Source organism: Chryseobacterium sp. 'Rf worker isolate 10' (genome assembly GCF_050753305.1).
In the GTDB taxonomy this organism is placed as follows: Bacteria; Bacteroidota; Bacteroidia; order Flavobacteriales; family Weeksellaceae; genus Chryseobacterium.
In genome coordinates this window covers 117,563-131,263 of sequence record NZ_JBOZOF010000004.1, presented here as the reverse complement: position 1 = coordinate 131,263, position 13,701 = coordinate 117,563, and the positions used below count along the sequence as shown (strand labels likewise).

General features: G+C 35.6%; 12 protein-coding genes. 6 read left to right on the top strand and 6 right to left on the bottom strand.

Going from position 1 to position 13,701, the window contains the following annotated elements:
- Positions 1-518 precede the first annotated feature (518 nt).
- On the top strand, positions 519-947 hold the full coding sequence (locus LKL37_RS18535) for a transposase (protein WP_431611932.1): 429 nt from the start codon (positions 519-521) through the stop codon (positions 945-947).
- A gap of 11 nt (positions 948-958) precedes the next feature.
- Positions 959-1,297, top strand: coding sequence for a helix-turn-helix domain-containing protein (locus LKL37_RS18530; RefSeq protein WP_431611931.1), 339 nt, complete (start codon positions 959-961; stop codon positions 1,295-1,297).
- A 1,307-nt stretch (positions 1,298-2,604) separates the two neighbouring features.
- Here the strand turns inward: LKL37_RS18530 and LKL37_RS18525 are convergent.
- Together LKL37_RS18525 and LKL37_RS18520 are read right to left on the bottom strand one after the other, a co-directional pair.
- Positions 2,605-2,826, bottom strand: coding sequence for a phosphate ABC transporter substrate-binding protein (locus LKL37_RS18525; RefSeq protein WP_431611930.1), 222 nt, complete (start codon positions 2,824-2,826; stop codon positions 2,605-2,607).
- A gap of 834 nt (positions 2,827-3,660) precedes the next feature.
- Positions 3,661-5,181 carry a TROVE domain-containing protein gene (locus LKL37_RS18520; RefSeq protein ID WP_431611929.1) on the bottom strand — a complete coding sequence of 507 codons (1,521 nt, stop codon included), beginning with the start codon at positions 5,179-5,181 and terminating at the stop codon, positions 3,661-3,663.
- Between the two features lie 477 nt (positions 5,182-5,658).
- Between LKL37_RS18520 and LKL37_RS18515 the strand changes: the two genes are divergently transcribed.
- The gene (locus LKL37_RS18515) at positions 5,659-6,111 is read left to right on the top strand and encodes a VOC family protein (protein ID WP_431611928.1); all 453 of its coding nucleotides are present in this window, start codon (positions 5,659-5,661) and stop codon (positions 6,109-6,111) included.
- Between the two features lie 97 nt (positions 6,112-6,208).
- Here LKL37_RS18515 and LKL37_RS18510 read toward each other — a convergent pair whose 3' ends face one another.
- The 3 genes from LKL37_RS18510 to LKL37_RS18500 all read right to left on the bottom strand — a co-directional run bounded on the left by LKL37_RS18510 (position 6,209) and on the right by LKL37_RS18500 (position 10,504).
- Complete coding sequence (locus LKL37_RS18510; RefSeq protein WP_431611927.1) at positions 6,209-7,552, bottom strand: SWIM zinc finger family protein; 1,344 nt, start codon at positions 7,550-7,552, stop codon at positions 6,209-6,211.
- Between the two features lie 4 nt (positions 7,553-7,556).
- On the bottom strand, positions 7,557-10,253 hold the full coding sequence (locus tag LKL37_RS18505) for a DUF6493 family protein (protein WP_431611926.1): 2,697 nt from the start codon (positions 10,251-10,253) through the stop codon (positions 7,557-7,559).
- Between the two features lie 101 nt (positions 10,254-10,354).
- Positions 10,355-10,504 carry a hypothetical protein gene (locus tag LKL37_RS18500; RefSeq protein ID WP_431611925.1) on the bottom strand — a complete coding sequence of 50 codons (150 nt, stop codon included), beginning with the start codon at positions 10,502-10,504 and terminating at the stop codon, positions 10,355-10,357.
- A gap of 820 nt (positions 10,505-11,324) precedes the next feature.
- Here LKL37_RS18500 and LKL37_RS18495 point away from each other — a divergent pair.
- From LKL37_RS18495 to LKL37_RS18485, 3 genes are read left to right on the top strand one after another with little or no spacing between them, the layout of a single operon-like run.
- The gene (locus LKL37_RS18495; protein WP_105703872.1) at positions 11,325-11,750 is read left to right on the top strand and encodes a MarR family winged helix-turn-helix transcriptional regulator; all 426 of its coding nucleotides are present in this window, start codon (positions 11,325-11,327) and stop codon (positions 11,748-11,750) included.
- A gap of 7 nt (positions 11,751-11,757) precedes the next feature.
- Positions 11,758-12,102 (top strand): GIY-YIG nuclease family protein, encoded by a 345-nt coding sequence (locus tag LKL37_RS18490; RefSeq protein WP_431611923.1) that lies wholly within the window; start codon positions 11,758-11,760, stop codon positions 12,100-12,102.
- Positions 12,099-12,986, top strand: a complete 888-nt coding sequence (locus tag LKL37_RS18485; RefSeq protein ID WP_431611922.1) for an alpha/beta fold hydrolase — start codon at positions 12,099-12,101, stop codon at positions 12,984-12,986. The genes LKL37_RS18490 and LKL37_RS18485 overlap by 4 nt, the downstream gene beginning before the upstream one ends.
- A gap of 64 nt (positions 12,987-13,050) precedes the next feature.
- Here the strand turns inward: LKL37_RS18485 and LKL37_RS18480 are convergent, their stop codons facing one another.
- Positions 13,051-13,602, bottom strand: coding sequence for a 3'-5' exonuclease (locus tag LKL37_RS18480; RefSeq protein ID WP_129042333.1), 552 nt, complete (start codon positions 13,600-13,602; stop codon positions 13,051-13,053).
- Between the last annotated feature and the right edge of the window lie 99 nt (positions 13,603-13,701).

Here is a 13,701-nt window from a genome sequence, read left to right as displayed (position 1 = left end):
TAATATGTTAATTTTAATTAAAAAACAGTTATTACGCACAATTTTTACATTTTCACTTGTTATTGCTTCTTATTTTTGTTTACATTTGAAAGCGAATAAGCAATTATTTGGTACTAATCAAAAATTCAATGTGTAAAAAGCTGTTTATCAACTCTTGTACAAGCTTTACTCATAGAATTGTATAAAAACCTTAATAGGTTATATGTTATTTTACACAAATGGCAGGAAGAGAAGTTTGAAAGAGAAGAAGAGGAAACCCATTAAAAATAAAGAATATACCCCAAGTACATTAAGGTGCCCACCTACCCGCCTGCTTTTTAAGATATTTGGTAAGTTATACATCTGTTTTTAAGATGAATCATTTTATAAGCATATTTCAATATTCTTATATCATAATTTCTATTTTTTATCGATTTCAAATTCAACTGAATCATTTCCCGCTATATTAAATAATATATACACCCTATTTCCGTTTTTTTGATACATAATTTTTAACAAAAAAACAATATTCAGTAAAAATGTTATATAAAGAAATCCATATTGGAAAGTTTATTAAGGAGAGGGTAGATGAAAATGAAATAACAACAGAAAGGATATGCAAATTTTTAGGTAAAGATGAAGGAGCTGTCGAAATAATGTATGACAGCAGATCAATGGATACAGATCTTCTTCTAAGATGGAGCAAACTATTGGAATACGATTTTTTCAGACTCTACAGTTCGCATTTAATTTTATACGCACCACCTTCTGCGATCAACAAAAACCAGCAGAAGTCCGAAAAAACGCCTTATTTCAGAAAAAACATTTACACACAGGAAATCAAAGACTTTATTATGAAAAGGATTCTTTCTGGCGAAATGACCCAAAGCGAAGTCATTAAAGAATATTCTATCCCGAAAAGCACTCTTCACAGATGGCTTCAGAAGGGTGATAATGCAAACGGATAAACAGATAAGACATGCGTCCCAATTATAAGAAAATTTACGTGGATATGCTCAGGATGGAATATCCGGAAAAGCTAAAAGATCCAAAAATCAAAGAGCTTCTTGAAAAGCTTCACACAAGTGAAGATGTACTTAAGTTCAATGAAAAACTTTTCAAGCAGTCCAGAGAAAACCAAAAACTTAAAACCTACGACAGGCAGACTATGCTGAAACTGCTGCAGTATCAGAAAAAGCATGGTCATTCCACAAGCTATATGTCGAGAAAATATAAAATAAGCCGAACTACTCTTTCTAAATGGAAAGTTATGTTTGAAGAAGAGCTTGAAGATACAATGAAAAATGCCGGTAAGTAATCTACCGGCATTTTTTAAAGGTAATAATAAGGAAAAAACCGGGCTAAACGTTTGCCGGAGTCGAACCGGATAACCTTGCCGGAGTGACCGGCTTCGCTATTCCTCCCATAGTTGTGTTACGATGAATTTTTTCCTAACGACACTTTAAAGTACTTATATAAAGAAACTGGAAGTGGGAAGAAGAAAGGGGTTAAAGTCTGAAAATCTCTCTGACTTTATAGAAAATTATATACAAAGATATCTTTCAACGCCCCACTTCCGGCTTCTGATATGAAAAAAACAAGGCTAAAACCAAATAATGCAGTCGTGCTCTAACCAACTGAGCTACTCTTCCTATTATAGACTGTGTTTTTTTGTTGTGGAAGAGACGGGATTCGAACCCGTGACCCCGTCGTGATGAGCGAAGTAACATTTTTCTACGGCACTTGTTTATGTTTAAAATAAAAAGAGGCTAGATTCGAAAAGACTTATACAAGATCACTTTCATGACCTTCTGGAGTCGAACCAAATTAAACCGAAGTAGGCCTTTTCTACGGCACTCTTTTATACAATCAAGGTAAAATTCTCAGAATCTTCCGTGCATTTGCTCTACCTGCTGAGCTACTTCTCCTTTTCGAGGGAAAAGGCAGGATTCGAACCTGCGACCCAATGTTTATTCAATCTCGAAGTATGATTCTAAAACGACACTTGATTTTAATTATTCATAGTTATTAGTTTTCTTTTTACAAATTTATATTATTACTACGCATTCTTTTTACGTAGTTTTATTTTTTATTTAAATATTTGCTCGTTTTGCCTTGAAGCAAAAGAACCAAAAATTCAAGACTTGGAAACTCCGGCTAAAAATAATCTACACTCTCTAAAAATTCTAAAACTTGCACGAATGTTATATGAGTTCTTCGTTTCAATTTCTGTGTCGCGCTTCAGACAATAGATTTTTCTTAACGTTCGCATAGCTTATTTTCTTAACGTCTCCATTTCCTATGTCACATTTCCATAGTTGTCATTGATGGAAATTTTGACCTTTTTATTACTATTTTTTGATTGATGTGATTTAAATAAAAGAGGCTAGATTCAAAAAGACTTTTACAAAATCACTTTCATGATCTGTTCTGGAGTTGAACCAAATTATACCGAAGTAAGCCTTCTCTACGGCACTCTTTTATAGATCAGGGTAAAAGTGGCGGAATCTTTCTATACCATCTATTCTTCTTTTTGAACTACATTCCGTTTACAACAAGAATGGCAGGAATTGAACCTACATCTGACGGGGGACTCGAAGTATGATTCCAAAACGACACCTGATTTTAATTTTTCCATTGGGTTTTTCTGTATTTCTTCCAGTTCCGCTGGAACTTTGTATACGTTGCGTTTATCACTTCAAAACCATGTGGAAAACAATATGAACAACCCATATCATCTCCGTACATCAGTCTTGAGATCTGTACGCCGGAAATTTTCTTTGGAAAATTAATTAATCCATATTCATTGAATCCGAATTTTTGTCTTAAAGCTTTAGCTTTTTTCATAAGTATTGAGTATTAACCTCAATACAGTGCTTCTTTTAGATCTTGTTTATAATTATTCATGGTTATTAGTTTTATTCTTTACAAGTTTATATTCTTACTGCGCATTATTTTTACGCAGTTATTTTTTATTAAAAACCAAGCAATGAATGATAAGAGTAATTGATGTTCAATTGAAAGTTGACGATGAAACTCTTATTAACGGCATTGGTAAGCTACCAGGCAACCAGGTGAAAGACTCTGTCAGTTTGGAATCGAAGGATGTCTTTCTAACGGCACCAGTATTATTAACACTGCAAAACTATATTGTAGGTACGCAATCTTTTTACGTAGTTTGTTTTTTTATTTAAAAATTTGTTCGTTTTGCCTTGAAGCAAAAGAACCAAAAATTCAAGACCTGGAAACTCCGGCTAAAAGTAATCTATACTCTCTAAAAATTCTAAAACTTGCGCGAATGTTATATGAGTTCTTCGTTTCAATTTCTGTGTCACGCTTCAGACAATAGAATTTTCTTAACGTTCGTATTGCTTATTTTCTTAACGCCTCCATTTCCTATGTCACATTTCCATAGTTGTCATTGATGGAAATTTTGACCTTTTATTATTTTTTTTCAGATAGATTCTTTTAAGTTTTTACAAAGAACTATTACTTCATTATAAAGAAGAATTCATGATCTATAATTTATAGTTTATAATTATCATTCCTAGCCCCGATTGCAACGGCATCCTTTTTCTGAATGGCCTGAAAAAAGCTTTGGCGAAAAAGATAAAGTGGAAAGCGGGAGTAAGCTCCTCAATATATTGATTGTTTTTATTCTATATTTCAAAGCAGTGCCTGTTACAGCACTACTTTTTGAATCATTTTCACTGCAGATTTTTTGTCTTCCAAAGCATTCAGTACGTCGAAAATTTTGTCTGACCAACCTGCAATAAGGTGTACATCGTCTTTCCTGATATCAAGCGGCTGTGTACCATAACCCGCAAGGTCAAAAATATACAGTTTTGCATGAGGAGCGATGGCTTTGTACTTCTTCCAAGTTTCTTCAAAGGAGTTTCTGTTTCCTCTGGTATCCCATAGTTGAGTATCCGTGAAAAGCATTACTTTATCCACCTGCTCTCTTCTTTTGATAAGGTCTTCGATGACCAGATAGCCATTGGTGGAATATCCTACTTCACCTTCACGCTTGTAGAATGCATCTACGTTTCTCAAAATACCATTTTTCGGCATTGGAACCCTTAGCCAACGGTCACCGAAGATACCTGTCACAACGTTTTTACACTGTGACTGCAAGATCATAGACATTAGCAAACCGATATCGTACAGCAAAATTTTACTTTTGCTGGAAACCGCTTTCTGCATAGAACCTGACACGTCGGCAGCGATCACTACTGAAGTATCAAAACCAAAGCCTTTGATGTTTCTGGCACTCACAACAACAGCATTTTCCAATGCTTCCAATACTGAAGACAGATAAGGAGAATCAACATTTTTTAATTCTCTATAAGCTGCCAGAAACCGGAATGGGAGCTGCTTTGAATTGGATACAGCTCTTTCATCAGAAAGATAGACGCATACTTTGTTCATTGCATCAGATGATACTTTCGCTTCCAGGATATTCCTCAGATTTCTCATGGTTGCCATGTAACCCAATTTGTTACTGAAGATCAATTCTTCCCATTTGTTTTTGAAGGCCAGTTTTCTTTCCGCATCATCTGCAAATTTCGTTTGACCTAAAACTGAAAGCTCAACTTCCCAAGTATAAGGTGTTTCCAGTGTATTGTTAGCAATTTTGTTGAAAACTGTCTGCTGATTTTCATCTTTAGCTTTTGGGTGTACCAGAAACAGTGCGTCTTTCAAAGTTACTTCCGCTTTTCTGTTATATTTTGCAAACTGGTATTCATCAAATTTATTGAATGATTTCACCAGGCCTTTCTGAATCTGTTTTGACAGCTTGTTCAGTTTTTTAGTATCTGTTCTTTTGTTGGCAAGCTGGTAATAGGCCAGCAATTCTGTGATTTCGTCTGCTCTCTGAACGACTCCATCTACTGTTTTGCTTATAAGATCTGTACCGGAAGTCTGCTTTGCCAATTCAGTCGTCAAAACCAATGGAATGGATCTTAGATACATATCTTTTCTTGCATATACAGCCAGCTTCGCCACAAATTCTGGGTCATTTTTCTTGATCAGAGACTGGATTCTTTCCAATCTGTCAGCCCCTTTTTCATAGTTGGCATCTGACAGTCCTGTTGTAACAACAGCACTATACAATTCTTCTGCAGGTGTCATCGCATATGCTTTTGCACCTTCGTAGTTCAGTACTACTTTTTTATTTTCTTTCTTTAAAAAATTAAATTTCATGGTTACTGTTTTTATTGTTAAACATGGGAAGGTTTGATACTTCCTCTCTGATTTCTGATGCAAAGTAAAAACAGCATTACGCAACCTTTTTGCGTAGATAATTTTTCTTTGATTTTTTTTGATTTTTATTTTTGAAATGTAATTGTGAGGGGATTTATTTTGATTAGCTAACACGGATTTGATAGGATTACGCAGATTTTAAGTTTTGGCTAAAGCCAGATGAATTAATGATAATTTATTAGGCGGGCTAAAGCCCACCTCTATTGAATTAACATTGAAAACAAACATTGAGATTTAATAACAATCTAATTCCTAATTCCTAATTCCTAATTCCTAATTCCTAATTCCTAATTCCTAGTTCCTAGTTCCTAGTTCCTAATTATAAAATCCTTCTATCATTCATTTTCATTAAAGAAATCACGTATAGAGCGTTTTCAGATGAGAGTTTTCTAGCTTTGTTATTATTAAAATTAAGCTATGATTAAAGGATTATATGAGACTCATGTTCAGGTGAGCAATTTGGAAAATGCAATACAATTTTACACAGATATATTAGGATTAAAGCTAGCTCATAGAGACGAAACCAGGCCTATTGCTTTTTTATGGGTTGGAGAAGGTAAAGAGTTTATGCTGGGATTATGGGAACAGAAGGAGAATCTTCAGACCAGGCATTTTGCTTTTTCCAGCAATAAGGAAGATATTTTGAATTATTCTGTGGAGTTTTTGGAAAAAAAACATTTAAAACCGTACAATTTTCTAAAAAATGGAAGTATTGAACCTATGGTTTTTGCATGGATGCCCGCGCTGGCCATTTATTTTAATGATCCTGATGGAAACCAGCTTGAGTTTATTTCTATTCTGGAAGGTGACGGCAAACCGGAATTGGGAGTGCTCAGCTATGAAGAATGGATGAAACAAACAGGAAATTGATAAAGTTATTAAATCGATACAACACAGAGGCGCAAGAAATTAAGTTTCTTGCGCCTCTGCGATTGTTAACAAAATAATAAATGAGCATCAGCAGTTTTTAAATATGTACCAGTTTCTTTACTGCCAATACGTGTTTGCAAGGGCCTCTTTCTCCCTGATATTTACTGAACCATTCACAGGTACAGCGTTCTTTTTCTTCTTCTATGATTACTGTATGATGCACACCTGTTCCTACTACTCTAGCCTCTGTCCTTTCTTTCTTGTTATTTAAAATCTCAACTTTCCCTGATTCTATAAGCTTTTCAGCATTTTTCAAGCGTGGATTTAATCCGATGATACGGTTTAATTTAAAAGGAAGTCTGCGATAGAAAAATTCTTTATCTTCAAGATCATAGCCGAGCAATCCCATTGCTGCAAGCCTTCCTGTAATATTTTCAGCCTTATCAAAATTGATATTATCTTCCAAAGCAAGTCTGGAAGGGTTGAAAGACTGATTGGCATAGGCATATTTATCCACAGCATCAATCCATTCATCGGAAACATCCGAAATTATGCTGCCCAACAGTGCTCCTTCTCCCGAAAAACCTCTCCAGCACTCTCTTGATAAAGAAAAAGTGAATCTAATATTTCCCATATAGAGCTGCCATGTTATAGACTGCATATCAGCATGTGGAAAAACCTGCATATTATCAATATAAGGAAGAAGAGGTTCTAAAAGACGAAGTCTGTGAAGCCCTCCTATACTAACAGAATCCGCAGATTTTACGGGAGAAAAAACAGGTTTATTGCCTCTTACAATCAAGTAATAATCTGACTTCACCACTCCTTTCGGCATTCCGCGAAACAATTGCTGTGTCTGGATTTTATTAAACGTATAGCGCTTTTCTGATTCTGATAAATAGACCTGAACAGTTCCCAACCCTTTGATCCATTTTACAGGTAAAGGAACTTTTCTTTCTATGATTTTTTCTTCTTCTTTGTACAATCCCACTTCTTTTTCACCTACGGAAAGCATAATTTTTTCATTTGGGCGGATACTTCCCAATGCGGTTATCATTGGCTGGTTAAAATCTACATTCGTTGTTCCGTTTTCCAAAAATTCACCTTCCAACCCATCAGGCATCACATCTACCCTTGCATAGACTCCAGCACAGTGAGAGAAGCCTTCAAACCTTAATTTTTCGTTTCCGGCCGTTACTATCGGATCTTTAAGAAGTACCATCTGAAACGGAGACAGATTAAAACTTGATTTCACAATATTGGATAGCGTAATCAGACACCGTGCTAAAATAAAAGGCTGTCCTACATTTCCCCAAAAAAAGCAGGGGACATCAGTATTTTTATGTATCTCACTGTATTTAGCGAGAAATAATTCTTCAAGAACACCTCTCTTTGCTAGAGAGGATGCTCCCGAGTAGTTGTAAACAAGCGTATCTTCCATAAATTTATTTTTTCAGAAGAAGATTGCAGATTTTTTTCAGGCTTGAGTTTTCTTTCCAGTTGTTTAATTTTTCAATAACTTCTTTATGGGCTGCTGAATGATTCAAAGCCAATACTTCGTGGTAGATTTCCAGAATTTTCTTCAGATTGGTAACAGGTGTTTCCATTTGAAGCAATATATTGGAGATCAATTCCTCAAGGGCTATATTATGATTCTTGCTTACATTCAGCATATGATGCTGCATAAGGTCTGTCAATCTTTTTACAGGTGCCCATTCCAGTTTTTCGTGTAGGCCAATCACTCTTCCCAGCCATGCATTATCCATCATTTGGTAAGAAACATGTTCCAGCCATATTTCAGCCGCTGTTCCGCGGATGGTCTTATCACTGTCCAGGAAAATAGTTCCTAAGAACAGATAACCAATTTCATCCAGAGGCTTTTTGATCTGATAAAGCGCATTCGCGGTATTCAAAACAAGGCTTCTTTCAAAAACCTCTGCAATCCCGGAATAGAAAAGACAGTATTTGATAACCTTCGCCAATGCATTTGCAGGGGTATTGGGAAAGCACAACATCAGTGCCGGAATTTCATTAAGCTCTTTCTGCTCGGCAACAAAATATTCCATGAACAAAGGATCTTTCCTGTTTTCAAGATGGTATTTTGGAATCACAATATTCAGTTCTACCGGGTAGTATGAGTTTTTCTTAGTGTCAATCGTTTTCCACTTATAATCACCGGAAAAGAATTCCGCAGGAATATTGTCGTATCCAAAACTGCTGAATTCCTCAAAAACAGTCTCCGGAGAACGGGTAATTCCGGCTGTCATCCACCATGAGGGATGTATAAATTTCCCTTCTGGTTTTATATTTTTACCAAAGAAGAAAAGTAGTAATTCTTTATATTCCCCTTTTAGCCTTTTCTCAACTTCCACTATTGCTTTTGAGGTATCATCCAAAGCACAACGCTGCAGTGCCAGCTGAATATCCAGGTGATGGGGCTCCACATTACTATTCTGATAGCTTTCCAATCTCTCAACCAAAATTAATGGAGAAATCCAGCATGGAGCATGGGTGATTGGGAATAACAGAGGAATTTTATCTCCGGATTTTATTTTTTCAAGAGCATAGATCGCAATTTCCTTAAACGCCTGCCTTGCAGGACAGTCTGCTCCAACATCCTCTATTGGTCCTAATTTTTTCTGATAATTGGAGTAAGATTCTCTTGCAACTTCCTCTTCTTTGGTTTTTTGATATATTTTTTCCAGATTCTTAAGCTGAATAGGATATTTTTCTAATAAAACCAAACCGTAATTGATAATAGCATTACATAATAAAACATTCAGATAAGGAACTTCCCATTTTGCAATGGTTTTACAGGCTTTCAAAAAAACGGGTTCTATGAGTTTCACAGATTCTGCGTCTACATCCCCTGCAAACTTGATAAATCCTGTTAAAGCAATATCACAATGATAGCTATATGGATCATCCATTGCCAAAGGAAGATAAAACATCAGATCTTCAAAATTTTGAAGGACCTGTATTGCATTTTCGCCTTCAGTCAGGAACAGTTTCTCTGAAGCTATCGCCTCCAGTTCCGGCTGCCTTTCTTCAATATATTTAGTCAAAAGAGGACGTACATTAGTCAGTATATTATCTGAATAATGAGAAAGCGCCTCTATCATATTTTCCGAAGCCGGAATGTATTTAAGGATAATCTTCGCCGCTTTCGACTGTACGCCGTCGTCTTTGCTTACAAATGCTGAACTTAAGGCCATTCCCAGCATTTCGGGATCCATTTTCTTTCTTTGAAATATTTTTTCGGTAAGCACTAAACTGGAAACCACTACTGTTTTTACCTCCGAGCTCAACAGATTCGGAAGATAATGTGAAAATTCATCATTTTTAAATTCAGAAGTTCCCACTATTTTTTTCAAATGTGATAATATCGTATTCACCGCTTTTGACTGTGAAGAAGCTAGTCCCGCAAGCAATTCATCCTGCAGATCAGATAATTCTTCTTCTGTTGGTTTTAAAGATGTAAATGCATCCATAAACCAGCCGGTAACATTTTTATTAAAGTTTCTATTGGAAGCCAGGAGACATTCTTTTAGGAATCTTTTTCTTTCAATTTTTTTCTCTGTGATGAGCTTTTGAACAATAGGAAACCATTCTTTACGGAAAGGTAAAGATTTGGATGGATATTCACATAGATACCAAAAATGGGTATTAAGTGTTTCAGGATGCCAATCCAGATCAGACGGATGATTACTCAGGTGATGCCCCAGTAATTCTGGTTTAGGCTGTACGTACCCTTTTTCTGTCCATCCTAAAATATCTCTATAATTAAATGCCGTAAATTCGGCTTCTACAGATTCATTGATAAAGTCTGAAAACCAATCCGGGCACCCCCACTCCAGTATCTGTTCGGTCTGTTCTGCATTACGGAAAAGGCTCCAGTAATTTTTACCGAAATTCTTTTTGTCCATGCAGACAAATGAAGCAATATCAATAATGGAATGCTGATTCACAGATCCTGCCGTATGGTAGGAGTTTTTAGTCATTACAATTTTACTAATCTCCCGATCCATTTTCTTTATAGATGGCACCAGTGTTTTCCTTTCTTCAATGGTAAGCTCTTTTAGAAAGGGGATAATCTCATGTATTTTTTCCTCATTAAGGATCTCATAAAGTCTTTCTTTCATGTGCTTCTAATTTGATGTATAAATTTGTTTCAGGTTATTCATTTTTTCCATTCTTCAAGCGGTTTTACAACAGCCTTATTCGGTTTTTATCAGTTTCTTCTTTACAGTTTATAATAAAGCTCAGGAAGCTTTTTAGCATTAAAAACTGATTTCTCAACAGCTGAAAGAATGGAGATCAGCAGTTTTTCAAAAATGGTAGTATAGCTGGTAGTCAAATCAATAAGTTTTAAAATCCTGTTTCTCAATCTCATTACAGATGACCATTTAAAATGATCTTTTTACCAATTATTGCTCCCAGTACATTTACCTTCAAATCATCTGAAACTGCCTTATTTAATAAGCCTTCAAAAGCCGTACCATAAAGGGTTTCATAATTATTAAACAGTCCCGGAAACAGGAATAAACCACACCTCTTCCAGGAAGACAAGTTCAGCTTTATACAAGCCTCCGAAAATCCCACCTTACCATCAATATCACACTGATAAACAACACGTAATAAAATCTTATTATTTTCATTTTCGAAAAAAGAACCTAAAAAAAAGGGTCTTCAAAATAAAATTTTAATTAATCTATTATAATAAACACTATGATAAAGATTGAATAAATTGGTCAAAAAAGAAGTATTCTGAGGATGGTAACTTTCAAAAGATTCGAATCGTTCCATTTATTTTATAGTTTAAATATATTACCTCAAAACCTTCATCAACAAACATAAATTTATTCTTGTCGGCTAAAATAAAAAAAAATGACTGACAGACAGTAAATTATCCCATTAAAGTGAATTTTTTAACAAAATATTAAGTTAATGAAACAACCATTACCAATACCTTTAGTACCATAAAAACAATTCCCTGTTTAAAGATATATCGATAAAAAAGTGAATAAAAGCCCTGTATTCTAATATTTACACACAATTCGGTGTCTTAATTTAAGAAATTGTAATACTACGCAAGACTATTGGATTAGTATACAGATACGTTAATTTTATTTAAAATAATAAAATAGGATTGTAATTCTCTAAATTTTATATATTTGCAAAACATAAATACTTGACAACTCAAACACTTTTCAATGATAAGTACTGAATTATTATTTTTAATAAACATCAATAAGCTGCAGTCTGTAATCGCCAGAAAGTTTGACTCTCTGAGCGTTCATGGCTTGGGATTCAATGACTTTGTTATTCTTTACGTCCTCAATTCTTCATCGGAAAACAGGATGCGAAGAATAGACCTTGCTGAAAAAATAGGTCTTACAGCTTCGGGAGTAACCCGATTATTAAACCCATTGGAAAAAATCGGACTGGTGGCAAGAGAAACCAATGAAAGAGATGCCCGTGTCAGCTATGTGGTCATCACACCTAGCGGCAAAAAGATATTTGAAGAAGCTAAGCTAAGTGCTGAGCATATTACGAAAGAAATTCTCTCTTCTAAAAAAGGTAAGTCTTTAAAAATAATCAACGAACTTTTATTTGATTTGGGAGGAAATATACAATAATGAAAACATGAAAAATGCGTTAAAAAAACAGCTCAGAGAGAAAGCAAAAGATCATAAAACAACGATGGGAGTTCTTGCTGTTACCAATACATTAAATGGAAAACAATATGTTCAGGCATCTTTAAATCTGGAAGCACTGGTGAATAAAATGAAGTTTCTTTTAAATGGCGGAATGTTTGAGCATTCACAATTACAAAAGGAATGGACAGAATTGGGCAGTGATACTTTTACTTTTGAATTTGCCGTAATTGTTCCGGATCAGAACAATGAATATATCAATTATCGTCAGGAGATACGAAAGGCTGAACAGGCATTCATATCAGAAAGCAACATGGAATTCTATTCATCATGACGAAAATTATCCATACAAAAGAGGTTGATCTATGCTACGAAATTTTCGGAGAAGATCATCAGCAGAATATTGTACTAATTCCTGGATTAGGAAGTCAGATGATCCGTTGGGATGCTGCATTATGTGAGCATCTGGTTGAAAAAGGGTTCAGAGTGATTCGTTTTGATAACAGAGATTCCGGGAGCTCTGTTTTTAATGCAAAAAAAGAAATTCCTTCTGATAAAGGTATTGAAGAGATTTTTGCCGCACTTAGTAAGGAAGGAGTTCCTTATTCGCTGATGGATATGACGAATGATGTCATTAGGCTTCTTGATCATTTAAATATCAAACAAGCTCATATTGCAGGGCGTTCCATGGGAGGAATTATTGCTCAGCTTTTAGGTTCTTATTATCCTGAAAGGGTTTTATCACTGACAATCATTATGTCAACTTCATTGAATCCTTCTCTTCCCAAACCAGATCCTGAAGTGATGGCGATGATGACACGGGTGCCTGCAGATCCTGTTCTCCATAAAGAAGAATACTTAAGGGAGAAGATACGTTTTGCGGAAAGAATATCAGGTTCGGGATATGTTTTTGATCCAAATCTGGAAACAGTATTGCTGGAACAAGAACTTACACGTACCAAGACAAAAAACGGAATCATCCGGCAGCTTTTGGCTATGGGCTCTTTTCAATACGATCCTGAACTATTGAAAAAAATAATTGCTCCTGCATTGATTATTCACGGAACAGATGATCCAATCTTTCATTTAGAATGTGGAAAAGATATTGCGGATGCTATTCCGGGCGCTGAATTGATCATTATTAAAGGTATGGGACATTCTATTCCTGCGGAACTTTATGATTTTATCTCCAATAAGATCACAGACTTGGCAAAATAAAAAGACTGCCTCATTATTTGAGACAGTCTCTGTTTTAAATGCATCTGCTATTATTTCAGATTATTTAATAATTCTTCAGGCACCAATGCAGAATCTTCGCAATGTTTTTTGCATCGTCTACTCCTCTGTGGTGCGTACCTTCTAAGGTCATACCCAATTCACCCAAAGCTCTGTTCATTCCGACACTTTTCCTGATGGTAGGATGAATTTCACCAAATAATGTCTTCACATTGATGTGGTCATCACTCATAGGATAATCTGTGTAGAATCTTCTTGCCTGATCCTGAAGCATATTCAGGTCATAGTTTCCGTAGCTTGCCCATGTCAGTTCTTCGGAATCATATTCTGCTCTCAGGATATCGAAAGCGTCATCCAGCATGATACCTTCATGATCCAGCATATTTTGGGTAAGGGTAGTGAGTTCCGTACAGAACGGACTTACTTTTGAATACTGAGGTTTGATTAAAATCCCTTCATTTTTGGAGATCTTACCGGTTTTGGCATTCATAATGCACACCCCGATTTCGATGATCTCACTTTCCTGACCTCTTGGCGGCCGGTTATCCCAACACGTTGCTTCGAGGTCTACTATTAATATATTTTCTGTTGTTTTCACTTGTTTAAAATTTGATTGTTATGGTGGAAGATGAATATGGGAAGAGGGAAGTTTTTACAATGTTTCATTTACTTTCAGCTTCCAGTTTCAGTCTTCCAG